Annotated in this window: 20 protein-coding genes; 14 read left to right on the top strand and 6 right to left on the bottom strand. The window is 69.1% G+C overall.

Annotation, left to right across the window (positions count from 1 at the left end):
* Positions 1-12: 12 nt before the first annotated feature.
* The 5 genes from ACGFNV_RS08550 to ACGFNV_RS08530 all read left to right on the top strand — a co-directional run bounded on the left by ACGFNV_RS08550 (position 13) and on the right by ACGFNV_RS08530 (position 6,059).
* A complete protein-coding gene (locus ACGFNV_RS08550) occupies positions 13-1,827 on the top strand; it encodes an ABC transporter substrate-binding protein (RefSeq protein ID WP_393620554.1) in 1,815 nt (604 codons plus the stop codon).
* Positions 1,828-1,917: 90 nt separating this feature from the next.
* On the top strand, positions 1,918-2,898 hold the full coding sequence (locus ACGFNV_RS08545) for an ABC transporter permease (protein ID WP_393620552.1): 981 nt from the start codon (positions 1,918-1,920) through the stop codon (positions 2,896-2,898).
* Between the two features lie 238 nt (positions 2,899-3,136).
* Positions 3,137-4,186, top strand: coding sequence for an ABC transporter ATP-binding protein (locus ACGFNV_RS08540; RefSeq protein WP_393621463.1), 1,050 nt, complete (start codon positions 3,137-3,139; stop codon positions 4,184-4,186).
* Between the two features lie 17 nt (positions 4,187-4,203).
* On the top strand, positions 4,204-5,331 hold the full coding sequence (locus ACGFNV_RS08535; protein WP_393620550.1) for an ABC transporter ATP-binding protein: 1,128 nt from the start codon (positions 4,204-4,206) through the stop codon (positions 5,329-5,331).
* Positions 5,332-5,552: 221 nt separating this feature from the next.
* Positions 5,553-6,059: a DinB family protein gene (locus ACGFNV_RS08530; protein WP_393620548.1), complete on the top strand. Its 507-nt coding sequence runs from the start codon at positions 5,553-5,555 to the stop codon at positions 6,057-6,059.
* A 99-nt stretch (positions 6,060-6,158) separates the two neighbouring features.
* Here ACGFNV_RS08530 and ACGFNV_RS08525 read toward each other — a convergent pair whose 3' ends face one another.
* From ACGFNV_RS08525 to ACGFNV_RS08505, 5 genes are all read right to left on the bottom strand, one after another.
* Positions 6,159-7,205, bottom strand: a complete 1,047-nt coding sequence (locus tag ACGFNV_RS08525) for an ABC transporter ATP-binding protein (protein WP_393620546.1) — start codon at positions 7,203-7,205, stop codon at positions 6,159-6,161.
* Between the two features lie 26 nt (positions 7,206-7,231).
* Positions 7,232-8,266 carry an ABC transporter ATP-binding protein gene (locus tag ACGFNV_RS08520; RefSeq protein ID WP_393620544.1) on the bottom strand — a complete coding sequence of 345 codons (1,035 nt, stop codon included), beginning with the start codon at positions 8,264-8,266 and terminating at the stop codon, positions 7,232-7,234.
* A 47-nt stretch (positions 8,267-8,313) separates the two neighbouring features.
* Positions 8,314-9,294 carry an ABC transporter permease gene (locus ACGFNV_RS08515; RefSeq protein ID WP_393620542.1) on the bottom strand — a complete coding sequence of 327 codons (981 nt, stop codon included), beginning with the start codon at positions 9,292-9,294 and terminating at the stop codon, positions 8,314-8,316.
* Positions 9,295-9,398: 104 nt separating this feature from the next.
* Entirely contained in the window at positions 9,399-11,159 is a 1,761-nt protein-coding gene (locus ACGFNV_RS08510) for an ABC transporter substrate-binding protein (protein ID WP_393620540.1), read from the bottom strand.
* A gap of 79 nt (positions 11,160-11,238) precedes the next feature.
* Entirely contained in the window at positions 11,239-12,264 is a 1,026-nt protein-coding gene (locus ACGFNV_RS08505; RefSeq protein WP_393620538.1) for an ABC transporter permease, read from the bottom strand.
* 471 nt (positions 12,265-12,735) lie between these two features.
* Between ACGFNV_RS08505 and ACGFNV_RS08500 the strand changes: the two genes are divergently transcribed.
* Genes ACGFNV_RS08500 through ACGFNV_RS08480 form a run of 5 tightly spaced genes read left to right on the top strand, consistent with a single transcriptional unit; the run spans position 12,736 to position 18,137 of the window.
* Complete coding sequence (locus tag ACGFNV_RS08500; protein ID WP_393620536.1) at positions 12,736-14,364, top strand: ABC transporter substrate-binding protein; 1,629 nt, start codon at positions 12,736-12,738, stop codon at positions 14,362-14,364.
* Between the two features lie 6 nt (positions 14,365-14,370).
* A complete protein-coding gene (locus ACGFNV_RS08495) occupies positions 14,371-15,294 on the top strand; it encodes an ABC transporter permease (protein ID WP_393620534.1) in 924 nt (307 codons plus the stop codon).
* Entirely contained in the window at positions 15,287-16,180 is an 894-nt protein-coding gene (locus ACGFNV_RS08490) for an ABC transporter permease (protein WP_393620532.1), read from the top strand. Before ACGFNV_RS08495 ends, ACGFNV_RS08490 begins: the two co-directional genes overlap by 8 nt.
* 6 nt (positions 16,181-16,186) lie before the next feature.
* Positions 16,187-17,161, top strand: coding sequence for an ABC transporter ATP-binding protein (locus ACGFNV_RS08485; RefSeq protein ID WP_393620530.1), 975 nt, complete (start codon positions 16,187-16,189; stop codon positions 17,159-17,161).
* The gene (locus tag ACGFNV_RS08480) at positions 17,154-18,137 is read left to right on the top strand and encodes an ABC transporter ATP-binding protein (RefSeq protein ID WP_393620528.1); all 984 of its coding nucleotides are present in this window, start codon (positions 17,154-17,156) and stop codon (positions 18,135-18,137) included. Before ACGFNV_RS08485 ends, ACGFNV_RS08480 begins: the two co-directional genes overlap by 8 nt.
* Before the next feature lie 149 nt (positions 18,138-18,286).
* Here the strand turns inward: ACGFNV_RS08480 and ACGFNV_RS08475 are convergent, their stop codons facing one another.
* A complete protein-coding gene (locus ACGFNV_RS08475; protein WP_393620526.1) occupies positions 18,287-20,413 on the bottom strand; it encodes a prolyl oligopeptidase family serine peptidase in 2,127 nt (708 codons plus the stop codon).
* Between the two features lie 178 nt (positions 20,414-20,591).
* Between ACGFNV_RS08475 and ACGFNV_RS08470 the strand changes: the two genes are divergently transcribed.
* The 4 genes from ACGFNV_RS08470 to ACGFNV_RS08455 all read left to right on the top strand — a co-directional run bounded on the left by ACGFNV_RS08470 (position 20,592) and on the right by ACGFNV_RS08455 (position 24,765).
* Positions 20,592-20,786: a hypothetical protein gene (locus ACGFNV_RS08470; protein ID WP_030783885.1), complete on the top strand. Its 195-nt coding sequence runs from the start codon at positions 20,592-20,594 to the stop codon at positions 20,784-20,786.
* A 125-nt stretch (positions 20,787-20,911) separates the two neighbouring features.
* On the top strand, positions 20,912-21,781 hold the full coding sequence (gene mshB / locus ACGFNV_RS08465) for an N-acetyl-1-D-myo-inositol-2-amino-2-deoxy-alpha-D-glucopyranoside deacetylase (protein ID WP_393620524.1): 870 nt from the start codon (positions 20,912-20,914) through the stop codon (positions 21,779-21,781).
* Entirely contained in the window at positions 21,781-22,197 is a 417-nt protein-coding gene (locus ACGFNV_RS08460; RefSeq protein ID WP_393620522.1) for a DUF6113 family protein, read from the top strand. The genes mshB and ACGFNV_RS08460 overlap by 1 nt, the downstream gene beginning before the upstream one ends.
* A 156-nt stretch (positions 22,198-22,353) precedes the next feature.
* Positions 22,354-24,765 (top strand): hypothetical protein, encoded by a 2,412-nt coding sequence (locus ACGFNV_RS08455; protein ID WP_393620520.1) that lies wholly within the window; start codon positions 22,354-22,356, stop codon positions 24,763-24,765.
* Positions 24,766-24,851: the final 86 nt, after the last annotated feature.

Raw genomic sequence — 24,851 nt, 5'->3', positions numbered from 1 at the left:
TGGGATTGAGTGATGGGTAAGGGTGGACGCCCCGCGCGCACCGCGGTCTTACTGCTCGCGGCCGGAGCCCTCGTGCTCACCGGTTGCAGCGAGGGCGGCAGCGACTCGGGCGGCAAAGACAGGCGGGACAAGGACAACGCGAACGCCAAGCGGCAGCAGGCGACGATCGGGTTCGGCGACGCCAAGGACTCGCAGGGGCCCGCTCCCGAAGTGCCGGGAGCCAAGAGCGGCGGCACCATCCAGGTACCGGCACGCGACAGCTACGCCCATCTCGACCCGGGCCAGATCTACGTCCAGAACGAGATGGCGGTCGCCCTGCTGCTGCACCGAGGGCTCACCGGCTACAAGTCGATCGGCGACGACGGCAAGCGGCACGAACTCGTCGGCGACCTCGCCACCGACGCCGGCACCACGACCGACGGCGGCAAGAGCTGGAAGTACACCCTCAAGGACGGCATCAAGTTCGAGGACGGGTCCCCGATCACGTCCGCCGACATCCGCCACACCTTCGAGCGGCAGTTCGCCTCGTTCATCAACCAGGGCCCGCCCTACATCCAGCAGTGGCTCGGTGACACCCCCGGCGCCGACTACCGCAAGCTGCTGCCGGACGGCCCGTTCAAGGGCAAGCACCTGCCCGACAGCATCCTGGAGACGCCGGACGCGAAGACGGTCGTCTTCCACTTCAAGAAGCCCCACGCCGACTTCCCGTACGCCCTCGCCATGGCGGGCTACGCCGTCGTCTCCCAGAAGGGCGACACGAAGGAGAAGTACGACAAGGACCCGCTGGTGAGCGGCCCGTACAAGATCCAGTCCTTCAGGTCCGGCAAGTCGATGGTGCTCGTCAAGAACACCAACTGGGACGCGAAGACGGACCCGCTGCGCCACCAGTACGTGGACCGGTTCAACATCACCTTCAACCAGCAGTACGAGGACTCCACCAAGGCACTCCTCGCCGACACCGGCGCCGACCGGACCGCGGTCAGCTTCCAGAACTCGGTCGACGCGGGCAACCTCTCCAAGGTCCTGAAGGACCCGAAGATGAAGTCCCGCACGGTCCTCGGCTACCAGCCCTACGTCGGCCAGATGAACATCAACCTGAGCCACCCGGCCATGAAGGACAAGAAGGTCCGCGAGGCCATCGCGTACGCCCTGCCCGTCTCGCCGTTCCAGCGCGCCTACGGCGGCGCCGACGCGATGGAGATCCCCGGCGGCATCATCAGCCCGACCGTCAGCGGCTACGACCCCTCCTTCGACCCGTGGGGCAAGAAGAAGAAGCCCGCCGGTGACCCGGCCAAGGCCAAGAAGCTCCTGGAGGAGGCCGGCAAGGTCGGTCTGAAGCTGACCTTCGGCTACATCAACTCGGCGGAGGGTCAGGCGTACTCCACCGCCATGGCGGCCGGCCTGAAGAAGGCCGGCTTCGACGTCCAGCGCCAGGAGATCCCGGCCGAGACCTACTACGACCAGGTCAGCAAGCTGAAGAACAACTACGACATCTTCAACACCAACTGGGCCGCCGACTGGCCGTCCGCCTCGACCGTGATCCCGCCGCTGTACGACGGCCGGGCGATCGCCGAGGGCGCGCAGAACTACTCCCAGGTCAACGATCCCAAGATCAACAGTGAGATCGACCGGATCAACAAGATCACCGACCCGGCCAAGGCCGCGGCCGAGTGGGAGAAGCTCGGCCAGTACATCGTGAAGGACGTCGTCAACGTCGTCCCGACCGGCTACTTCAAGCAGACCCAGATCGCCGGATCGAAGATCGGTGGCCTCGTCTACGACGACATCATCGCCTCCGTCGACCCGCGTCGCCTGTACGTCAAGTAACCACGCCCGACCCGGTACCCGGTGCGTCCGCGCTCCCACGGCGGCGCACCGGGTACCGCCCGGCCCGCTGACGTCTGAGAGCTGCCTGCCATGCTGCGCTTCCTTCTGCGTCGGTCGCTCGGCGCCGTCGTCATCCTCTTCCTGCTGAGCATCGTCACGTTCCTGCTGTTCTTCGGAATGCCCCGGGACCCGGCGCTCCTGATGTGCGGCAAGACGTGCACCCCGGCCAACCTCGAGAACCTCCACCACGTCCTCGGCCTCGACAAGTCGATCCCCGAGCAGTACGGGATCTTCCTGCACAACCTGGTCCTGGGCAGCGACGACTTCGCCCAGGGCCCCTGCCCCGCCCCCTGCTTCGGGTACTCGTACCACACCAACGAGCAGGTCTGGGGCACCCTGATGGACCGGCTGCCCACCACCGTCTCGCTCACCCTCGGCGGGGCCGTCTGCTTCCTGGTCATCGGCCTCGGCACCGGTCTGATCGCCGCCTGGAAGCGCGGCACGCTGGTCGACAAGACGTTCACGGCCGGCGCGATGGTGATCAGCTCGATGCAGATCTACTTCCTCGGTCCGCTCGCCCTGGCGATCCTCGTCTACCAGACCCACCTCTTCGACAAGCCCGCCTACAACGAGTTCACCGTCGACCCGGCCACCTGGTTCACCGGGCTGATCCTCCCCTGGGTGGTGCTGTCCACGATCTTCGCCTCGCAGTACACGCGTATGGCGCGCTCGTCGATGATCGAGCAGCTCCAGGAGGAGCACGTACGCACCGCCCGCGCGAAGGGCATGTCACGCCGGTACGTCTTCTTCCGCTACGCCTGGCGCGGCTCCCTGATCCCCATCGTCACCATTTTCGGCATCGACCTCGGCTCGCTGCTCGGCGGAGCCATCATCACCGAGTACACCTTCGGCCTCCCGGGCCTCGGCCGGCTCGCGGTGGAGTCGGTCTTCTTCAGCGACCTGCCGCTCCTGCTGGGCGTGATGCTGTTCTCCGCCACCATGATCCTGCTGTGCAACATCGTCGTCGACGCCGCGTACGCCTACATCGACCCGCGCGTGCGGCTGGCCTAGGGGGTGTCTTGTGGATCAGGCCGGCTTCGAGCGTCGGCGCCTGGACAGCTGGCCCGAGCGGGGTCTGGTGCGTGCAGCTGCAAGGCGGAGGAGGGAGTCGACGCGATGGGGGCCCCTCCCGCGCATGGGGGCCCCTCCCGCTCGAGCGAAGTCGAGAGTGGGGGAGAAGCCGAGCGTGGGGGAGTCGGCGACCGACGACAACGCGGCAGATGTGCGTGCCAGGCCCCGCGAACCCGGCATGATCCACAAGAGACCCCCTAGGAGCACTGTCGTGACCAGCTTTCTCTCGGTGCGGGACCTGTACGTCAGCTTCAAGACCGAGGACGGTGTCGTGCGGGCCGTCGACGGGCTGTCCTTCGACCTCGCCAAGGGGAAGACCCTGGGCATCGTCGGTGAGTCGGGCTCCGGCAAGTCCGTCACCAATCTGACGATCCTCGGCCTGCACAACCCGATGTTCACCACCGTCGAGGGAGAGATCCTGCTGGAGGGCCAAGAGTTGACGACGGCCCGCGAGTCCGAGCTGGAGAGGCTGCGCGGCAACAAGGTCGCGATGATCTTCCAGGACCCGCTGACCGCGCTGTCCCCGTACTACACCGTCGGCCGGCAGATCGCCGAGCCGTACATGAAGCACACCGGCACCTCCAAGAAGGCCGCCTGGACACGGGCGGTGGAGATGCTGGGCAAGGTGGGCATCCCCAACCCGGCGCAGCGCGCGAAGGACTACCCGCACCAGTTCTCCGGCGGTATGCGCCAGCGCGCGATGATCGCGATGGCGCTGGTGTGCGACCCGGACCTGCTGATCGCCGACGAGCCGACCACCGCCCTCGACGTGACCGTGCAGGCCCAGATCCTCGACCTGCTCAAGGACCTGCAGCAGGAGTTCGGCTCGGCGATCATCTTCATCACGCACGACCTGGGCGTCATCGCCGACATGGCCGACGACATCATGGTGATGTACGCGGGCGGCGCGATCGAGCGCGGCACGGTCGACGAGGTCCTGCGCGCACCGCAACACCCGTACACCTGGGGTCTGTTGAACTCGATGCCGCGTCTGGACTCGGACCTCGGCGCACCCCTCACCCCGATCCCCGGCACCCCGCCGTCCCTGCTCACCCCACCACCCGGCTGCCGTTTCCACCCCCGCTGCACCTTCCAGGACCGGATCGCCGGCAACCGCTGCGTCACCGAACGGCCGTTGCTCGCCCCCGACCGGGCCTCCGCCTGCCACTTGACGGCGCAGCAGAAGCGCACCATCTTCATCGACGAGATCAAGCCCCGTCTCGCCTGAGCCCAGGAGGACACGGCATGACAGAGGACCTCGTGCTGCCCGCCCCGCGTGAGGCCGCCGACGAGGCGGCCGGGGAACCGCTGCTGGTCGTGGAGGGGCTCACCAAGCACTTCCCGGTCAAGGGGGGCTTCCCGATCCGCCGCACGGTGGGTCAGGTGCAGGCCGTCGACGGCATCGACCTGACCGTGCACGTCGGCGAGAGCTTCGGCCTGGTGGGGGAGTCGGGCTGCGGCAAGTCGACGACCGGGCGCCTGATCACCCGTCTGATGGAGCCGACGGCCGGGACGATCACGTACCGCGGGCGGGACATCAGCCACGCCTCCCGCAAGCAGCTGGCGCCGATCCGGTCCGAGATCCAGATGATCTTCCAGGACCCGTACTCCTCGCTGAATCCGAGACAGACGGTCGGCCGGATCATCTCCGGGCCCATGGAGATCAACGGGATCCAGCCGGAGGGCGGCCGTGAGCAGCGCGTCCGCGAGCTGCTGGAGATCGTGGGTCTCAACCCCGAGCACTTCAACCGCTTCCCGCACGAGTTCTCCGGCGGCCAGCGCCAACGGATCGGCGTGGCACGGGCGTTGGCACTCGAACCGAAGCTGATCGTGGCCGACGAGCCGGTCTCCGCGCTCGACGTCTCCATCCAGGCGCAGGTCGTCAACCTGCTCCAGAAGGTGCAGCAGGAGCTCGGCATCGCGTTCCTGTTCATCGCCCACGACCTCGCCGTCGTACGGCACTTCTCGCAGCGTGTGGCGGTCATGTACCTCGGCAAGGTGATCGAGGTCGGCGACCGCGACTCCATCTACACCCGCCCCCGCCACCCCTACACCCACGCCCTCCTCTCCGCCGTCCCCGAGGTGAACGTCACCGACGGTGAGGGCGCCTCCGGCGGACGTGAGCGGATCCGGCTGGCCGGTGACGTGCCGTCCCCCATCTCACCGCCCTCCGGCTGCCGCTTCCGCACGCGCTGCTGGAAGGCGCAGGACCGGTGCGCGACCGAGGAACCCCCGCTGATCCAGCTCTCCGGCAACCATGACGGCCACCTCACCGCCTGCCACTTCCCGGAGGAACCGACGACCGAGGCACGCGAGGAGGACATCGTCCTGGACCCGGCGCTGGCGGCGCTGGAGGAGGGGACGGAAGGGTAGGGCCTGTCCGGCGGACAGGCCCCAGGCACCCTGTGCCGTCGTGGGCGTTGCCGGGGGCTGCCGCCCCCAGACCCCCGCTTCGGCCCTGAACGGGCCTCGTCCTCGTCCTCGAACGCCGGACGGGCTGGATGTGCCCTGACCGGGCTGCCTGGCTCTGCTCGGCGCGGGTGCGCCAACTAATCCCTCGACAACGGACGTTGTGATCAGGAATGCTCATCGCGATGACAAGAACAGACGACACTCCTCCCGCGTGGGACGAGCGCACCCAGCTCACCACGTTCCTCGACTACGCCCGTGACACCGCCCGCGCCAAGTGCGAGGGCGTCTCCGAGGAGAACGCCCGCAAGGCGCTGCTGCCGGGCTCGCCGCTGATGACCCTGAGCGGACTGGTCAACCACCTCCGCTGGGTCGAGTACTACTGGTTCCAGGTGGTCTTCCTCGGCGAGGAGGACGAGGGCCCCTGGACCGACGAGGACCCCGACCGTGAGATGCGTGTCGCCGTCGACTTCCCGCTCGAGCAGCTGCTCGACGAGTACGCGGCCCAGAGCGCCCGCTACCGCACGCTGGTCGCCGAGAACGACCTGGACACCAGGGCCAAGCGCCCGATCCGCGACGGGCGCCACGTCGACCTGCGCTGGATCCTCCTGCACCTCACCGAGGAGACGGCCCGCCACAACGGCCACCTGGACATCCTGCGGGAGATGCTCGACGGCACGACCGGCGACTGACGGCCTCGGAGACGACCGACGGCCCCGGAGACGAGTGAAGACCCCGGAGAACGAGTGAAGGCCCGCGCCGGGTGGGCACGGGCCTTCCTCAGGGGGCCGTCAGGCCGCCGTCTCGGAGTCCTTGGAGAGACGGGGAGCCGGCACGGTCTCGGCCGTCTCGGGGTAGTGGCAGGCGGTCAGGTGGCCCGCCCTGTTGCCCTCGACCTGCACCAGCGGCGGAGCCTCGCTCGCGCACTTCTCCGTCGCCTTCCAGCAGCGGGTGCGGAAGCGGCAGCCGGTGGGCGGGTTGATCGGGGACGGCACGTCGCCCTGGAGCCGGATGCGCTCGCGGGCCGGGGTCTCGTCCACGGTCGCCTCGGGCACGGCTGACAGCAGCGCCTTGGTGTAGGGGTGGCGCGGGTTGCCGTACAGGTCGTCGCGGTCGGCGATCTCCACGATCTTGCCGAGGTACATGACCGCGACCCGCTGCGAGAAGTGCCGTACGACGGCCAGGTCGTGGGCGATGAACACGAACGCGATGCCGAGGTCCCGCTGGACCTTCTGGAGCAGGTTGACGACCTGCGCCTGGATGGAGACGTCGAGCGCGGAGACCGGCTCGTCGGCCACGATCAGCTTCGGCTCCAGGGCGAGCGCCCGTGCTACGCCGATGCGCTGGCGCTGGCCGCCGGAGAACTCGTGCGGGAAGCGGTTGTAGTGCTCGGGGTTGAGGCCCACGATCTCCAGCAGCTCGCGGACCCGCGCCTCCCGGCCACCCGCCGGGTTGATGTCGTTGATCTCCATGGGCCCGGAGATGATCTTGCCGACCGTCTGGCGGGGGTTCAGCGACGCGTACGGGTCCTGGAAGATCATCTGGATCTCGGACCGGATCGGCGCCAGCTGCTTGCGGTTGGCGTGGGTGATGTCCTTGCCCTGGTACTTGACCGAGCCGCCGGTCGGCTCCAGGAGCCGGGTGATCAGGCGCCCGGTCGTCGACTTGCCGCAGCCGGACTCGCCGACCAGGCCCAGGCTCTCGCCCTCGGCGACCTGGAAGTCCAGGCCGTCGACGGCCTGCACGGCACCGACCGTGCGCCGGATGGGGAAGCCGCCCTTGATCGGGAAGTGCTTGGTCAGCCCGGAGACGTCCAGGAGGGGAGTGGTGCTGCTCATGGTGGTGAAATCCCGTCTCTTGTACGTCAGTTCGCCGCGCCGGCGAGGTCGGAGAAGTACTCGCCGCGCTGTTCGGCGGTCAGGTGGCAGGCGCTGCCGCGGCCGTCCACGAGCTCCAGGAGCGGACGCTCCTTGGAGCACAGGCCCCCCTCGACCTTCTCGGCGAAGGTGCACCGCGGGTGGAAGCGGCAACCCGACGGCGGGTTCAGCAGCGACGGCGGCGAGCCCGGGATCGGGTTCAGCGGCACGTCGACCGGGTGGTCCAGGCTCGGCATGGAGCTCATCAGGCCGAGGGTGTAGGGCTGTTGCGGGGCGCGCAGTACCTCCGCCTTGGTGCCCTGCTCCACGCAGCGGCCGCCGTACATCACCAGCACGTCGTCCGCGATGTCGGCGATGACACCGAGGTCGTGCGTGATGAAGATGATCGCCGTGCCGAACTCCTGCTGGAGCTCCTTGAGCAGATCCAGGATCTGGGCCTGGACCGTCACGTCCAGCGCTGTGGTGGGCTCGTCCGCGATGAGCAGCTCGGGGTCGCAGACCAGCGCCATGGCGATCATCGCGCGCTGGCGCATACCGCCGGAGAACTGGTGCGGATAGTCGTCCACCCGGACGTCCGGCTGGGGGATCCCGACCCGCCTGAGCATCTCGATCGCCCGCGCCCGGGCCTCTTTCTTGGAAGCACCGGTGTGCTTGCGGTACGTCTCGCTGATCTGCCTGCCGATGGTGTGGAACGGCGACAGCGAGGCCAGGGCGTCCTGGAAGATCATGGACATCTTGTTGCCGCGCAACCGCTCCAGCTCCTTTTCGGAAGCGCTGAGCAGCTCCTTGCCGTCGAGCAGGATCTCGCCGTCGATGGCCGTGCGGTCGGGGTCGTGCAGACCGAGGATCGTCAAGTTGGTGACCGACTTGCCGGATCCCGACTCACCCACGATGCCGAGCGTCTTGCCCTTGGCGAGATCGAAGGTGAGCCCGTCGACGGCCTTGACGACGCCGTCCTCGGTGGAGAAGTGGACCTTCAGATCCCTGACGGAGAGGAAGGGCTGCTGATCGGTGCTCGTCACGGGGACGCTCCTGGGGGTGATGCGAGAGGTCGGGGGCAGGGCGGAGGTCAGGCGAGCCGGATCCGCGGGTCGATGAGGGCGTAGACGGCGTCGACGACGATGTTGAAGAAGACGATCGCGCCGGCCGCGAGGAGGGTCACGCCCAGAAGCATCGGAAGGTCGCTCTGGTCCACGGACTTCACCGCGAGCCGGCCGATGCCCTGGAGGCTGAAGGTCTGCTCGGTGATGATGGCGCCGCCGATCAGCGTTCCGAGGTCGATGCCGAACACCGTGACGATGGGGCCCATCGCGCCGCGCCAGGCGAACCGGAAGAACACGTTTGCCCGGGAAAGACCCTTGGCTCGGGCTGTGCGGACGTAGTCCTCGCTCAGCTGCTCGACCATTTGGGAGCGCGTCATACGGGTGTAGTTGGCGGTGAAGATGATCGCCAGGACCAGCCAGGGCAGAAGCAGCCCGGAGAACCAGGCAACCGGGTCCTCGGTGAAGGGGGTCCACGACGGCTGGTCGAGCCATCCCAGTTTGGCGACGAAGAAGAACATGGCGAGGTAGCCGACGAAGTAGATCTGCAACGAGGAGCCGAGCAGCGACGCCGAACTGGCGGCCTTGTCCAGCAGCTTGCCCTGCTTCAGAGCCGCGAGCATGCCCGCGCCGACCCCGAAGATCAGGAAGACGACGGCCGCACCCAAGGCGAGCGAAAGAGTCGTCGGCAGGCGGTCCATGATGGTGCCGAAGACGGGCTCGCGGTTGGCGAAGGAGTACCCGAGGCAGGGGGCGTCGCAATAGTCGTAGTTGGGGTAGTCGCGTCCGGCGAAGACGCCCACGAGCCACAGCCAGTACTGCACCGGGACCGGCTTGTCGATGCCCAGGTTCTCCCGGATCTGCGCGAGGTTCGCAGGTGTGCAGTTCTTGCCGCAGGACATCATGGCGGGGTCACGCGGCACGGCGTAGAAGAGCCAGAAGGTGATGGCGCTGATGATCAACAGGATGACCAGCGCGCCGGTGACTCGGCGGACAAGGAAGCGGAACATGAGGCGTGACTTTCCGGACGGGGCGCCGTCGCCGCGGTAAGAAGAGGGGGGTGGGCCGCAGGGGGGGCGGCCATGCGGATGGCCGCCCCCAAGGGGTCGTGCGCTTACTTCTTGGCGTAGAGCTTGCAGAGCGCGACGCAGGTGTTGGCGCTGTCCCAGATGACGTTGCCGACCTTGGAGCCGTACAGGTAGTTACGGATCTTGTGGTAGTCAGGGACGGCCGCGGCCAGCTCCATGATCATCTTGTCGACGTTGCCCCAGGCCTTGGCGGCCTCCTTCGGGTCCGCGATCTGGCCGGCCGCGTCGATGGCCTTGTTGACGCCCGGGTCGTTCAGCTGGGCGTAGTTGCTGCGGCCGTCGCCGATGTTCTTGCCGCTGAAGGTGGGGTAGAACTGCGAGTAACCGCCCGGCCAGTCCGGGCTCCAGCCGGCCGCGAACAGGTCGAAGTCGTTGTCGATCTTTCCGATCTGGGTGTAGAAGGTCGACTTGTCGACCTGCTTGTTGACGACCTTGAAGCCGGCCGCCTCCAGAGCGTTCTTGATGGCGACGGCGGTCTTCACCGCGGTGTCCGACTGCTGGTAGGCGATGACCAGCTTCTGGCCGACCTTGCCGGCCTCCTTCAGCAGGGCCTTGGCCTTCTCGGGGTTGCCGCCCGGCTTCTTGTCCACGCCGTACAGGTCGAACTTGGTGTAGCCGGGGGTCACCGGGGCGAAGATCGTGGTGGCGATCTCCTGGCTGTAGGCGCCGCCACCGATGGTCTGCAACTGCTGGTGCGGCCAGGCGTAGTTGATGGCCTGGCGGACCTTGAGGTCCTTGACGCGGGTCATGTTGATCGGCCAGTAGTAGGTGACCGTGTCGACCGCGGTGAGGACGCGCTTCTTCAGCTGCGCGTTGGTGAGGACCTGGGCGATGCGCTCGGGGGCGACCTCGTTGAAGATCGGCACCGCGTACTGGTCGGTGCCCTTGTCCGCGATCCAGCGGTCGGTCGACGCGACCAGCTCGTAGCCCATCTGGAAGACGTACTTGTCCGGGTAGGCGTTGCGGATCGAGTCCGTCTTCGGGTCCCAGTGCTCGTTGCGCACGAAGGTCATCGACTTGCCGATGCTACGGCTTTCGATCTTGTACGGGCCGCAGGACATCGGGCGCTTGTCGTACTTCTCCTTGGTGTCGTGCTTCTTCGGCACCAGGGAGTAACCACGCATCGCGAGCGTGTAGTTGAAGTCGGGGCGCTTTTCCTTGAGACGGAAAGTGATGGTCTTGCCCTCGACCTCGATGGAGTCGAGCTTCTTGCCGTCGTACGGGCCCTTGTACTTGTCGCCGCCCTCGAGGAACTGCTGGACGTAGATCGGGCCCTCGGTGATGAAGGGGGCGAAGAGGCGCTCGAAGGTGTGGCGGAGGTCGTCCGAGGAGATCTCGGAGCCGTCCTCCCACTTCAGACCGTCCTTCAGCGTGAAGGACCAGGTCTTGCCGCCGTCCTTCATCGTGCCGGCGTCGGTCGCGGCGTCGCCGACCAGAGTGGCGTTGCCCTTGTTGTCCAGCTTGTAGCCGGTCAGACCGCGCATGATCGGCACGGTGATGGCGCCCTCGGTCGAGACGTAGATCTGCGCCGGGTCCATGTGGTCCATGTCGAACTGCTGGAGCGAGTAGATCGTCCCGCCCTTGACCGCGCCGGGGACCTCGGCGGCCGGACCGACGGAGTCGGCCTTGGTGCCGACCGGGATCTCGACGGTCTTGGCGCCGGTGACCTTGGGGGCCTTGTCCTGCGAGGAGCCGCCCTCGTTGCCGCTGCTGCAGGCGCTCAGCACCGAGGTCGACGCCGCGGCGACGCCGGTGGCGATGAGGAAGTTTCTACGCGAGAAGGACATGCTGCCTGCCTTGAAGTGGGAGTGATGAGAGAGAACCGGCACCCCGGCGTCCTTGCCGTGGTCCTGAAGAGGGCCGGAGCTAGCGCTTGGACTTGGGGTCGAGTGCGTCACGCACCGAGTCGCCGAGCAGGTTGAACGCGAGGACGAAGATCACCATGGACAGGCCCGGGAAGAGCATGAAGGTGATGTCCTCGGTGTAGAAACTTGCGCCTCGCGCGATCATGACGCCCCAGTCAGGGGTCGGGTCGATCATGCCGACCCCGAGGAAGGCGAGACCCGCCTCGATGGTGACGTACGACGGGAGCATCAGCGTGGTCTGGATGATGATGGGCGTCCACAGATTGGGCAGCAGCTCCTTGAAGACGATACGCCCCGGTGATGCACCCGTGACCTTCGCGGCCTCGACGAACTCCCGTTCACGCAGGCCGAGTACCTGGCCGCGCAGCAGTCGGGCGATGGACGCCCACCCGAAGGCGGCGAGGACGATGATCAGAGCGGTGGCCCGCAGCCAGGTCGGGATCTCCTCGTCGGGGGCGACGAAGAGCCCGAACACGACCGGCATGAAGGCGATGAAGAAGAGCGTGGACGGGAACGACAGCAGGATGTCGATGACCCGGCCCACGAAGTAGTCCGTCTTGCCGCCGAGATAGCCCGCGGTGGTGCCGATGACCACACCGAGGATCACGGTGATCAGGGTGGCGGCGAGCGCGATGCCCAGCGAGTTGCGGATCGCGTAGAGCAGGAAGGTGAAGACGTCACGGCCGAGCTGCGGCTCGATGCCGAACCAGAACTCCGAGCTCATGCCGCCGTTGGGACCCGCCGGGTACGAGAACGGGTTCAGCAGCTCGGGCCGCTGGCTGGCGTACGTGGTGTACGGATCCTTGCCGTACAGCTTTGCTATCAGCGGAGCGGCGATCGCGACCACGAAGAAGACGATCACGACGTACGCCGATATGACGCCCGTGCGGTCCCGCTTGAAGCGGTTCCACGCCAGCCGTCCGGGGGAGCGGCCTTCGCTGCCCTTGGGGGTGGAGGGCGAAGGCGACTTCTCGACAGTGTCGTCGGTCGCCTCGAGCGGGGCAGCCGCGGATGTAGGGGGGGTCATGGTGCTCCTGGCCCAGGGAGGGTCTGAATGACTCCGCAGGGCACTCCCCTACGGGCTACGCGGGACTTTTTCAACGCAATTCGTTCAAGGTCAATAAAAACTGGCCTGCCTTGGTTTTCTATTTACCTTCTTTACCTTGCCTTTGCCGTACTGTAGCTACGCGTGTAGCGCGTTGTAATCGTTCCGTGTCCGGAATCCGGCGAATCGGGCGAAGCGGGCAACGTGTTCGTTATCCGGATACCTCAGCGTCGAAATGCGTACATGAAGGGGTAGCAATCCAACGGTTCGGCATCGGATGGCAATGATCCATTGCGCCCCCCGGTGGAGATCCATTGTGCGGCATGGCGGAGATCCTTCGGTATCCCTCCAACGGCCCCGCGGCGCGCGGGGTCCATGTGCGGTATGCACCTCTTGGGTCGATATTGGCCGGTAACGGGTCGGCCGGTGACGGATCCTCAGGAGGAGACACCCATGCGTGGAGCCACGCGCGCCAAGTGGGCCGTATGTGCGGCGGCGACGGCCCTCGTGGCCGCGGGCTGCGGAACAGAGACCAGCGGCAGCGGTGCCGGAGAGGCGGTGCTCACCTCGTCCTGGGGCGACCCGCAGAACCCGCTGGAGCCCTCCAACACCAACGAGGTGCAGGGCGGCAAGGTCCTCGACATGATCTTCCGGAGCCTCAAGCGGTACGACCCGCGCACCGGCGAGGCCGAGAACATGCTCGCCGAGCGCATCGAGACCCCGGACTCACAGCACTTCACCGTCACCCTCAAGGACGGCTGGACCTTCAGCAACGGCGAGAAGGTCACCGCCAGGTCCTTCGTCGACGCCTGGAACTACGGCGCGAACCTGAGGAACAACCAGAAGAACGCGTACTTCTTCAGCTACATCGACGGCTACGACGCCGTCCATCCCGCGGACGGGGGCAAGCAGAGCGCCGACACGCTCTCCGGGCTGAAGGTCGTCGACGACCGCACCTTCACCGTCCGGCTGAGCCAGAAGTTCTCGGCCTTCCCCGACACCCTCGGCTACCCCGCCTTCGCCCCGCTGCCCCGCGCGTTCTTCGACGACCACGACGCCTGGCTGAGGAAGCCGGTCGGCAACGGGCCGTACAGCATCGAGTCGTACACCAAGGGCGCGGAGATGGTGCTGCGGAAGTGGGACGGCTACCCCGGCACGGACAAGGCGCGCAACGACGGCGTGACCCTCAAGGTCTACACCGACACCAACACCGCCTACACCGACCTGCTGGCCGGCAACCTCGACCTCGCCGACGACATCCCGGCCGCACAGCTCGGAAACGTCCGCGGCGACCTCGGCGACCGCTACCTCAACACCCCCGCCGGCATCATCCAGACCCTCGCCTTCCCCTTCTACGACAAGAAGTGGAACACCAAGGACTCGGTCAAGATCCGCAAGGGACTGTCCCGGGCGATCGACCGCAAGGGCATCACCGAGACGATCTTCCACAGGACCCGCACCCCCGCCACCGACTGGACCTCCCCGGTCCTCGGCAAGGAGGGCGGCTACAAGGAGGGGCTGTGCGGTGAGTGGTGCGAGTACGACGCCGCCGCGGCCCGGAAGCTGATCGCGGAGGGCGGCGGGCTGCCCGGCGGCCAGGTCAGAATCACCTACAACGCGGACACCGGCTCCCACCGGCTCTGGGTCGACGCCGTCTGCAACTCCGTCAACAAGGCCCTCGGCAACGACCGGGCCTGCGTCGGCAACCCGATCGGCACCTTCGCGGACTTCCGCAACCAGACCACGAAGCAGAAGGTCCAGGGCCCCTTCCGGACCGGCTGGCAGATGGACTACCCGCTGAGCCAGAACTTCCTCCAGCCGCTCTACTACACCGACGCCTCCTCCAACGACGGCAAGTGGTCCAACCGGGACTTCGACCGGCTCGTCGACCGCGCCAACGCCGAGACCGACACCGCCAGGGCCGTCGGCCTCTTCCAGCAGGCCGAGGAGATCGTCCGCGACGAGATGGCCGCCATCCCGCTCTGGTACCAGAACGGCAGCGCCGGCTGGTCCGACCGGCTGTCGAACGTGGCGCTCAACTCCTTCAGCGTCCCCGTCTACGACGAGATCAAGGTCGGCTGACCCGCCATGGGACGCTACGTCGTCCGGCGCCTGTTCCAGATGGTCCCGGTGTTCGTCGGCGCCACCCTGCTGATCTTCCTGATGGTGAACGTGATGGGCGACCCCGTCGCGGGCCTGTGCGGCGAGCGGCAGTGCGACGCGGCGACCGCCGGCCGGCTCAGGCAGGAGTTCGGCCTCGACGAACCCGTGTGGCGGCAGTACGTGACCTACATGGGGAACGTCCTCACCGGTGACTTCGGCACGGCGTTCAACGGTCGGCCGGTCACCGAACTGATGGCGACCGCCTTCCCCGTCACCGTCCGCCTGACGATCGTCGCCATCCTCTTCGAGGTCGTCGTCGGCATCACGCTGGGCGTCGTCACCGGCCTGCGCCGCGGCCGGCCCGTCGACACGACCGTGCTGCTGTTCACCCTGGTCGTCGTCTCCGTGCCCACGTTCGTCACCGGCCTGCTGCTCCAACTGCTCCTCGGCGTGGAGTGGGGCTGGATCAGACCGTCCGTCTCCACCGAGGCGGGCTTCGGCGAGCTGATCGTGCCGGGCCTGGTGCTGGCCTCGGTCTCCCTCGCCTACGTCACCCGCCTGACCCGGACCTCCCTCGCGGAGAACCGCCGCTCCGACCACGTCCGCACGGCCCTCGCCAAGGGCCTGCCCCGGCACCGGATCGTCACCCGGCACCTGCTGCGCAACTCCCTCATCCCCGTGGTCACCTTCATCGGCACCGACATCGGCGCCCTGATGGGCGGCGCGATCGTCACCGAGCGCATCTTCAACATCCACGGCGTCGGCTACCAGCTCTACCAGGGCATCCTCCGTCAGAACACCCAGACCGTCGTCGGTTTCGTGACCGTCCTCGTCCTGGTGTTCCTGGCGGCCAACCTGCTGGTCGACCTCCTGTACGCCGTGCTCGACCCGAGGATCCGCCATGCCTGAACTCCTCGGCACCGCCGCCGGCCAGGTGAGTGCCCTCGGCAGGCCCCGCAGTCTGTGGTCCGACGCCTGGCGGGACCTGCGCCGCAACCCCGTCTTCCTCGTCTCGGCGCTGGTCATCCTCTTCCTGGTCCTCATCTCCCTGTGGCCGTCGGCGATCACCTCCGGCAACCCCCTGGCGTGCGACCTCGCCAAGGCCCAGCAGGGTTCCCAGCCCGGTCACCCCTTCGGCTACGACGGCCAGGGCTGCGACGTCTACACCCGCACGGTGTACGGCGCCCGTACGTCCGTCACGGTCGGCGTCTGCGCCACCCTCGGGGTCGCGCTCCTCGGCTCGGTCCTCGGCGGGCTCGCCGGGTTCTTCGGCGGGGCGTGGGACGCGGTGCTGTCCCGGACCACCGACGTCTTCTTCGCCATCCCGGTCGTCCTCGGCGGACTGGTCCTCCTCTCCGTGGTGACCAGCAACACGGTCTGGCCGGTCATCGGGTTCATGGTGCTGCTGGGCTGGCCGCAGATCTCCCGGATCGCCCGCGGCTCGGTCATCACCGTCCAGCAGAACGACTACGTCCAGGCCGCCCGCGCCCTCGGTGCCTCGAACTCCCGGATCCTGCTGCGGCACATCGCGCCCAACGCCGTCGCCCCGGTGATCGTGGTGGCCACCATCGCGCTCGGCACCTACATCGCCCTGGAGGCGACCCTGTCCTACCTCGGCGTCGGGCTGAAGCCGCCGAGCGTGTCCTGGGGGATCGACATCTCCGCCGCCTCGCCCTTCGTCCGCAACGCCCCGCACGCGCTGCTGTGGCCGTCGGGGGCGCTGGCGGTCACCGTGCTGGCCTTCATCATGCTCGGCGACGCGGTGCGCGACGCCCTCGACCCGAAGCTGAGGTGAGCCGCCGTGCTGCTCGAAGTGCGTGACCTGCACGTGGAGTTCGGCACCCGGGACGGGGTCGCCCGGGCCGTCAACGGCGTCACCCTCGGCGTGGACGCGGGCGAGACGCTCGCCGTGCTCGGCGAGTCCGGCTCCGGCAAGTCGGTCACGGCCCAGGCGGTCATGGGCATCCTCGACACACCACCGGGACGGATCACCGGCGGTGAGATCCTCTTCCGCGGCCGGGACCTGCTGAAACTGACGCGGGAGGAGCGGCGCCGAGTCAGGGGCGCCGAGATGGCGATGATCTTCCAGGACGCGCTGTCCTCGCTCAACCCCGTCCTCACCGTGGGCGACCAGCTCGGCGAGATGTTCGTCGTCCACCGGGGGATGTCGAGGAAGGCCGCACGGGCGAAGGCTGTGGAACTGATGGACCGGGTCCGCATCCCGGCCGCGAGGGAGCGGGTGCGGCAGTACCCCCACCAGTTCTCCGGCGGAATGCGCCAGCGCATCATGATCGCGATGGCGCTGGCCCTGGAACCCGCCCTCGTCATCGCCGACGAACCCACCACCGCCCTCGACGTCACCGTCCAGGCCCAGATCATGGAACTCCTCGCCGAACTGCGGCGCGAGACCGGCATGGCGCTCGTCCTCATCACCCACGACCTGGGCGTGGTCGCCGACGTCGCCGACCGGATCGCGGTGATGTACGCGGGCCGCATCGTGGAGTCGGCCCCGGTGCACGACCTCTACAAGGCCCCCGCCCACCCCTACACCCGAGGCCTGCTGGACTCGATCCCACGCCTGGACCACAAGGGCCGGGAGCTGCACGCCATCACGGGCCTGCCTCCCAACCTCATGGACATCCCGCCCGGCTGTGCCTTCCACCCCCGCTGCCCCACGGCCCGGGACGACTGCCGCACCGACGTACCGCCCCTGCACACGGTGGTCGCGGGGCGCGGCAGCGCCTGCCACCACTGGAGGGAGTGTCTGCATGGCTGAGCCGATCCTGGAGGTCAGCGGCCTCGTCAAGCACTACCCGCTCACCCGTGGTGTCCTCCTCGGGAGGCAGGCCGGCGTGGTCAAGGCCGTCGACGGCGTCGACTTCGCCCTCGGCCGGGGCGAAACCCTGGGCATCGTCGGGGAGTCCGGCTGCGGCAAGTCGACGATGGCCCGGATGCTGGTCGACCTGGAGAAACCGACGGCCGGTTCGATCCGCTACAAGGGCGAGGACATCGGCGGGCTCTCCGGCCGTGCCCTGCGGGCGGTGCGCCGCAACATCCAGATGGTGTTCCAGGACCCGTACACCTCCCTCAACCCCCGTATGACCGTCGGCGACATCATCGGGGAGCCGTACGAGATCCACCCCGAGGCGGCCCCGAAGGGCGACAGGCGCCGACGGGTCCAGGAGCTGCTGGAGGTCGTCGGGCTCAACCCCGAGCACGTCCACCGCTATCCGCACCAGTTCTCCGGCGGCCAGCGCCAACGCATCGGTATCGCAAGGGGGTTGGCGCTGCGCCCGGAGGTCGTGGTCGCCGACGAACCGGTGTCGGCCCTGGACGTCTCGGTGCAGGCACAGGTCGTCAACCTGCTGGCCCGGCTGCAGAGCGAGTTCGAGCTGAGTTACGTCTTCATCGCCCACGACCTGTCGATCGTGCGGCACATCTCCGACCGGGTCGCGGTGATGTACCTCGGGCGGATCGTGGAGACCGGCACGGACACCGAGATCTACGACCGGCCCGCGCACCCGTACACCCAGGCGCTGCTGTCCGCGGTGCCGGTGCCCGACCCGGAGGGCCGGGAGACCCGGGAGCGGATCATCCTGACGGGTGACGTGCCGTCCCCGGCGAACATCCCCTCGGGGTGCCGCTTCCGCACCCGCTGCTGGAAGGCCCGGGAGAGCTGCGCGCGGGAGGCGCCGGAGCTCCGGCGCATGGGCGGATCGGCGGCGCACGAAGTGGCCTGTCACTTCGCATAGCGCCGCAAACCCACAGCAACCGCGTTAACACGCAGGCAACTTGGCTGACCCGATTCCGATATACGGACGCGTCAGGCTGAACAGCGTACGGCCGTGCGGGTGCCGTAAACGGGCCGGGAGCACTATGCCTCCCGGCCCGTTTCTTGCGCCTAGCGGGGCTGGTCCAGGCCCAGCGACCGCTTCAGGAAGTCCACTTGAAGCAGCAGCAGGTTCTCCGCGACCTGCTCCTGCGGGGTCATGTGGGTCACGCCGGACAGGGGCAGCACCTCGTGCGGGTGGCCAGCGGCCAGCAGGGCGGAGGACAGCCGCAGGGCGTGCGCGACGACCACGTTGTCGTCGGCGAGACCGTGCACGACCATCAACGGGCGGTGCGGCTCGGCGGGCGAGGAGAGGCCCTCGTCGGTGACGAGCGAGCTCTGGGCGTACGACTGCGGGGAGGCCGCCGGGTCGCCCAGGTACCGCTCCGTGTAGTGGGTGTCGTACAGCCGCCAGTCCGTCACCGGCGCGCCCGCGATGCCCGCGTGGAAGACGTCCGGCCGGCGCAGCACGGCGAGGCCCGCCAGCCAGCCGCCGTACGACCAGCCGCGGATCGCCACCCGGGACAGGTCGAGGGGGTACCGCTGCGCGAGGTCCTGGAGCGCGTCGACCTGGTCCTCCAGGGAGACCGTCAGGTCGTGGTGGATGGCCTTCTCCCAGGCGGGGGAGCGGCCCGGGGTGCCGCGGCCGTCGGCGACGAGCACCGCGAAGCCCTGGTCGGCGAACCACTGCGAGGTGAGGTGCGCGTTGTGCGCGGCGAGCACCCGCGGGCCGTGCGGACCGCCGTAGGGGTCCAGGAGGACGGGGAGGGGAGTGTCACCGTGGTAGTCCGTTGGCATAAGCAGGGCGCACGGGATACGGCGTGCGCCCCCCTCGGTGAGCGTCACGCGCGGGGACAGACCGGGATCCTCGGCATACGACGTCACGGACGCCACCGGCTTCCCGTCGCGCAGCACCTGCGCCCGGGCCCCCGGTCGGCCGAGCGTCGCCGACACCAGCACGGTCACGCCCCCGGCGCGCACCGCCGAGTGCACACCCGGCTCCTGGGAGACCCGCTCGACCCCCAGTTCATTGACGCGATACACATGCACCTCGCCGGTCTCCGGAGCCGCCGCGTCCGTGCCGGCCGACGCCGAGACCAGCACGTCCTCGTCGGAGACGTCCAGCACCGCCCGGACGTGCAACTGCGCTCCCGTCAGCGGACGTTCGCCGACCGTGAGGACCCGCGCGCCGCCCTCGTCGGCGATCCGCACCAACCGTCCCGAAGGGGTCCAGCACGGCACACCAGGGAAAAGATCAAGCCAAACTGGATCTTCGTCCGCGTGCACCATCCGGGTCGCCCCGGACTCCGGCTCCACCGCCAGGTACAGCTGGCTGCGCTGGTCGCGGGCCTGTACGAGCAGCAGCGGCGCACCCGCCGCTGACCAGTGCACTCGCGCCAGATACGGGTAGCGCGCCCGGTCCCAGACGACCTCCGTGCGCGCCCCGTCCAAATCGATCACGTACAACCGGACGTCGGCGTTCGCGGTGCCCGCCGCGGGATAGGCGACGTGTTGTGGATCACGTTCAGGATGGGCCGGGTCCGAGATCCACCACCGGTCCACCGGCGTGTCGTCCACCCGCGCCACGAGCAGTCGGTCGCTCAGGGGCGACCACCAGAAGCCGCGTGACCTCCCCATCTCCTCGGCCGCGATGAACTCGGCCGCGCCGTACGACACCCCCTCCGACTCCGGTTCGGCCAGCGCCCGGTCGCCCTCGCCCTCGGCCCCCACGACCCGCAGGGCGCCGTCGACGACGTAGGCGATCCGCCGTCCGTCGGGGGAGGGGCGCGGGTCGATCACCGGCCCGGGGGTGGGCAGCTCGCGGGCGGTGCCGGCCCGCAGCTCCGCCGCGAAAAGCCGCCCTGACAAGGCGAAAGAGGCCAGCTCGACGGCCGTGTCGGTGGCGTAGCCGATGATGCCGGCGCCGCCCTCGCGGCTGCGCTCGCGCCGGGCCCGCTCCTCGGGGGACAGGTTCTCCGAGGAGCCGCCCAGCAGGGCGTACGGGTCGGCCGCCAGGCGCTCGCGGCCGTCCGCCGGATCGAGGACCCACAGCGCGCCCGCCCGGTCCGTGCCGGAGCCGGACCGCAGGAACACCACACGGGAACCGTCGGGAGCCACGGTGAACGAGCGCGGCGCGCCGAGCGAGAACCGCTGGGTGCGCGCGTGCCGTCGGGGGAAGGAGTCAGGCTCGGTCGTCATCCCCTGACCATATTGGCCGTGCGCCCCCTTGTGCGGCTGTGCGCCGAGAGATGCGCGCGTACACATAGTTATGATCACTAGCGCTGTGTGGGTATGAACCTGCTGCCCGTTGTATGGATTTACAAGTTCCCTCGCACTGTATTCCCCACGTTCCCGGGTTCTTGGAGGTGAGCCGCCAATGGCACTCTCGATTTCGGCGGTGGTGCTGCTGGCGATCATCGTCTTCTTGTTGATCAAGAAGTCAGGACTGAAGGGCGGCCATGCGGTCGTCTGCATCCTGCTCGGCTTCTATCTCGCCTCCTCGACGATGGCGGGAACGATCAACGACCTGACGACAAGCGTGGCGAGCATGATCGGCAGCATCAAGTTCTAGGGGGTGTCTTGTGGATCAGGCCGGCTTCTAGCGACGGCACCTTATGGCTGACCGACGCCGGCATGATCCACAAGGCACTCCCTAGGGCAGGTCCTGGCCTCCGTCCGGCCCCGTACGCTGGGGGCATGACGGAACTGCCCGCCCGTCGTCTGCTGCTGGTGCACGCGCACCCCGACGACGAGTCGATCAACAACGGCGCGACGATGGCCAGGTACGCGGCCGAGGGTGCTCATGTGACGCTGGTCACTTGCACCCTCGGTGAGCGGGGCGAGGTCATCCCGCCGGAGCTGCGACAGCTGACGGGCGACGCCCTGGGCCTCGAGCGGCTGCGGGAGCTCGGCGCGGCCATGGATCACCTGGGCGTGCGGGACCACCGCCTCCTCGGAGGGCCCTCCCGCTACCGGGACTCCGGGATGATGGGCCTGGCCGACAACGACGACGAGGGCTGCTTCTGGCAGGCCGACGTCGACGAGGCCGCCGGGCACCTGGTCGAGGTGATGCTCGAGGTGCGGCCCCAGGTCCTCGTCACGTACGACGACAACGGCGGCTACGGCCACCCCGACCACATCCAGGCCCACCGCGTCGCCATGCGCGCCGTCGAGCTCGCGGCCGAGCGGGGCTGGGAGATCGCCAAGGTCTACTGGAACCGCGTCCCGCGCCCGGTCGTCGAGGACGCCTTCGCCCGCCTCCGCGACGACCTCCCCGGCCTGCCCTTCACCAAGGCCGCCGCCGTGGACGACGTACCCGGCGTGGTCGACGACGACCGGATCACCGCGGAGATCGACGGCACCGCGTACGCCGCCGCCAAGGCCGCCGCGATGCGCGCGCACGCCACGCAGATCGAGGTCGCCGAGCCGTACTTCGCCCTCTCCAACGAGCTCGCCCAGCCGCTTCTCACCACCGAGTGCTACGAGTTGGTGCGCGGCGAGCGGGCGGCCGAGGGGCGGGAAACCGGGCGGGAGACCGATCTGTTCGCCGGGATCGAGGAGACCTGATGAAGACCGACGGTGGGGGCTCCATGCTCGCCCAGCCGCTGCAACGCCCTTCCGGCAGGCGGGCCGCCGCGCTGCTCGGGCTCTTCCTGCTGGGTGCGGTGGTCGCCCTGGCCGGGTCGCTGGTCCAGTCGGGCCTGTTCCCGGGCGGGCTGCTGCTCGCGCTCGTGGGCGCGGCCGGGCTCTTCCTCGGCGGGGCCCGCGTGACGAACAGCAGGGGCGGCGCGGTCGCGCCCGCCGTCGGCTGGACGGTCACCGTCATCCTGCTCACCGCCAGCCGCCCGGAAGGCGACTTCCTCTTCGGCGCCGGAGGCGGTTCGTATGTATTCCTGCTCGGCGGGATGGCCCTCGCTGTGATCTGTGCCACCCTTGGTGGAGGGCGGCAACCTGGGGTCGACGACGTCCGACTTGGCAAGTGACGTACCACTTCGCCGGACGTTCCGCGTGCGAGTCCCGTGTGGGTTTCCCCAGCGGTCGTGGGATAAGCGCCAGTAGTGGCCAGTATGGTGGTGCGCGCCGCCGAGGTGCCCGCGTGAGGTCGTGACGGGCGGCGGAGCCAACCGGGAGAACCTGCCTTGAGTCGTGAAACTGACACTCCGTCCACCGGGCCCAACGGGCGCGGCGGAGCCGCATACCCCTCGGGCACGCCGCCGTACGGGACCCCCATGGCTTCCGACGCCGGTACGGACGCGGGCCGTTCGGCCGCGCAGCCGGAGGAGCGCAAGACCGAGACCACGCTGACCACCAGGATCCGGATCAATATCCCCGGATCGCGGCCCATTCCACCGGTCGTCGTGCGCAAGCCCGTCGGGGACTCCGATGCGAGCGGCGAGGACACGGGTGAGACGCAGGCACCGAGTGCCGTCACGTCCACCGGCATGGTCGAACCGTCGGCCGCCGAGCCCGCGGGCGCGGCCGAGGAGAAGGCCAGCGACTGGTTCGCGCCCCGCAAGTCCGCCGCCCCCAAGGGCGGTCCGGGCGGCGGCTCCACCAACGGAGCCGGTCTGCCGGGCGGTTCGGGCGCGGCTGCCTCCGGCGGTTCGGGCACCGGGGCGCCCGGTACGTCCGGCGGCGCGGGTGCGTCCGGCGGTGCGGCCGGTGGCGCGCGGCCCGGTGCCGGTCGTCCCGGTGGTGTGGTCGGCTCCATGGGCGCCCCGGGCGGTGCCAAGGGCGGCCGTACGAACGGCGCGGGGCTCCCCGGCGCCACCGGCGGTCCCGTCGCCCCCGGGCACGGCGGCGGCACCGGCTCCTTCGACGTGACCGAGGCGCTGGCCGCGGGACCGCGGGGCGGCTCGCGCCCCGGCGCCTCGGAGCCCCGCCGCGACGAGCTTCCGTACTTCTCGGAGGGCGAAGCCGGGCAGAACGGCTTCAGCGGTACGAACGGTCTCAACGCTCCGGGTGGCCAGGGCGGCCCGGGCGGCCCGGGTGGTCCCGGCAGCCAGCACGACTTCACCGCGCCGAACGAGCGCGGCGGGCCGCGCGGGCCGCAGAGCCCGGCTGGCCCGGCGGGCCCGACCGGCGGTCCGGTCACGGGACGCGGGCCGATGGTGCCGCCGGTGGGCGGCGTGATCGGTGCGGGTGGCCCCGCCGGCGGTCCGGGTGGCCCTGGCGGCCCCGGCCCCGGCCCCGGTGGCCCTGGCGGCGGTCCGGGCGGCGCGGTCGGTCGGGGTGGCCCCGGTGCCACCGGCCCGGGCGGTCCCGCGGGCCCGCGTGGCCCTGGTGGGACCGGTGGTCCCGGTGGCCCCGGCATGGTTCCCGGCGCCGGTGCGCAGGCCGGGCGTCCCCCGGCCGCCGGTCTGAGCGACGACACCGCGATCCTCACGCCGCAGAAGCCGGCCCCCGAGCCCGCCGCGGGCGGCTACGGCAGGCCCGCCGACAACGTCTCCGGGCACACCCTGACCAGCGGCATCCCCGTCGTGCCCGGGGCCGGCCAGCAGGCTCCGTTCGGGCCGGGCGGGCGCGCCGACGGACCGCCGCCGCAGACGCCCGCGAAGCCCGAGCCCGCCGCGCAGAGCAAGCCGGCGGCCCAGGCCAAGAAGAAAAAGAAGGGCCGCAGCAAGCTGGTCCTGCTCGGCGGACTCGTGGTCGTCGCCGGGGCCGGTGTCTACGGCGCCGGGCTGCTGATGAACCACTCCGACGTGCCCAAGGGCACCACCGTGCTCGGCGTCGACATCGGCGGCGGCACCCATGACGAGGCCGTCAAGAAGCTCGGCGACGCCTTCGACGGCCGGGTCAACCAGACGCTGAAGCTGTCCGTCGACGGCAGCACCGTCGCCCTCAAGCCGGAACAGGCGGGTCTGCAGTTCGACATGTCGGCCACGGTCGACGCGGCCGCCAAGAGCGACTACAACCCGGTCTCCGTGGTCGGCTCGCTCTTCGGCCAGCACCGGGTCGTCGACCCCGTCATGCCGGTGGACGAGGAGAAGCTGCGGGCGGCCCTGCAGAGCGCGGCGGGTGGCTCCGGCTCGGTCACCGAGGGAACGATCAAGTTCGAGTCCGGCAAGGCCGTCGCGGTCTACGGCAAGCCCGGCAAGGGCATCGCCGTCGGCCAGGCCGAGACGTCGGTCGAGCAGGCGTACCGCACCCTGGTGGAGACCGGCTCGCCCACGCCGGTGAAGGTCCCGACGACCACTCAGCAGCCGACGATCTCCAACGCCGAGGTCGACCGGATGATGAAGAAGTTCGCCGAGCCGGCGATGTCCGCCAAGGTCACGGTCCAGACCGACGCGGCCCACTCGGTCCTGCTCAGCCCGGAGAACTCGCTCTGGAAGTTCCTCGGTGTGAAGGCCGTCGACGGCAAACTCGTCGAGAGCTACAACGAGGCCGCGCTGAAGGAGCTGTACGGCGGCGCCTTCGACGGTGTGCTGATCACCCGCGGCACCGGCCAGAAGACGCCCGTCACGGTCCAGGACGTGATCCAGGCCCTGCGCCCGGCCCTGACGAGCAGGACCAACCGCGTCGGGATCATCGACACCAACCCGAACTGACGGCTCGTACGACGAGGGGGGCACCCGGCCGACGCCGGGTGCCCCCCTCGTTCGTGCGGGTCCCGCATGACATCTGTCATGCGCCA

It is taken from the genome of Streptomyces sp. NPDC048751 (assembly GCF_043198595.1).
GTDB lineage: Bacteria > Actinomycetota > Actinomycetes > Streptomycetales > Streptomycetaceae > Streptomyces.
The sequence above is the reverse complement of the archived record's forward strand: the minus strand, read 5'-3'. Positions and strand labels throughout refer to the sequence as shown.

Bases quoted from the DNA above. Each gene is read 5' to 3' on its own strand.
- ACGFNV_RS08550 (WP_393620554.1), top strand. From the start codon at position 13: ATGGGTAAGGGTGGACGCCCCGCGCGCACCGCGGTCTTACTGCTCGCG.
- ACGFNV_RS08545 (WP_393620552.1), top strand. From the start codon at position 1,918: ATGCTGCGCTTCCTTCTGCGTCGGTCGCTCGGCGCCGTCGTCATCCTC.
- ACGFNV_RS08540 (WP_393621463.1), top strand. From the start codon at position 3,137: ATGATCCACAAGAGACCCCCTAGGAGCACTGTCGTGACCAGCTTTCTC.
- ACGFNV_RS08535 (WP_393620550.1), top strand. From the start codon at position 4,204: ATGACAGAGGACCTCGTGCTGCCCGCCCCGCGTGAGGCCGCCGACGAG.
- ACGFNV_RS08530 (WP_393620548.1), top strand. From the start codon at position 5,553: ATGACAAGAACAGACGACACTCCTCCCGCGTGGGACGAGCGCACCCAG.
- ACGFNV_RS08525 (WP_393620546.1), bottom strand. From the start codon at position 7,205: ATGAGCAGCACCACTCCCCTCCTGGACGTCTCCGGGCTGACCAAGCAC.
- ACGFNV_RS08515 (WP_393620542.1), bottom strand. From the start codon at position 9,294: ATGTTCCGCTTCCTTGTCCGCCGAGTCACCGGCGCGCTGGTCATCCTG.
- ACGFNV_RS08510 (WP_393620540.1), bottom strand. From the start codon at position 11,159: ATGTCCTTCTCGCGTAGAAACTTCCTCATCGCCACCGGCGTCGCCGCG.
- ACGFNV_RS08505 (WP_393620538.1), bottom strand. From the start codon at position 12,264: ATGACCCCCCCTACATCCGCGGCTGCCCCGCTCGAGGCGACCGACGAC.
- ACGFNV_RS08500 (WP_393620536.1), top strand. From the start codon at position 12,736: ATGCGTGGAGCCACGCGCGCCAAGTGGGCCGTATGTGCGGCGGCGACG.
- ACGFNV_RS08495 (WP_393620534.1), top strand. From the start codon at position 14,371: ATGGGACGCTACGTCGTCCGGCGCCTGTTCCAGATGGTCCCGGTGTTC.
- ACGFNV_RS08490 (WP_393620532.1), top strand. From the start codon at position 15,287: ATGCCTGAACTCCTCGGCACCGCCGCCGGCCAGGTGAGTGCCCTCGGC.
- ACGFNV_RS08480 (WP_393620528.1), top strand. From the start codon at position 17,154: ATGGCTGAGCCGATCCTGGAGGTCAGCGGCCTCGTCAAGCACTACCCG.
- ACGFNV_RS08475 (WP_393620526.1), bottom strand. From the start codon at position 20,413: ATGACGACCGAGCCTGACTCCTTCCCCCGACGGCACGCGCGCACCCAG.
- ACGFNV_RS08470 (WP_030783885.1), top strand. From the start codon at position 20,592: ATGGCACTCTCGATTTCGGCGGTGGTGCTGCTGGCGATCATCGTCTTC.
- mshB (WP_393620524.1), top strand. From the start codon at position 20,912: ATGACGGAACTGCCCGCCCGTCGTCTGCTGCTGGTGCACGCGCACCCC.
- ACGFNV_RS08460 (WP_393620522.1), top strand. From the start codon at position 21,781: ATGAAGACCGACGGTGGGGGCTCCATGCTCGCCCAGCCGCTGCAACGC.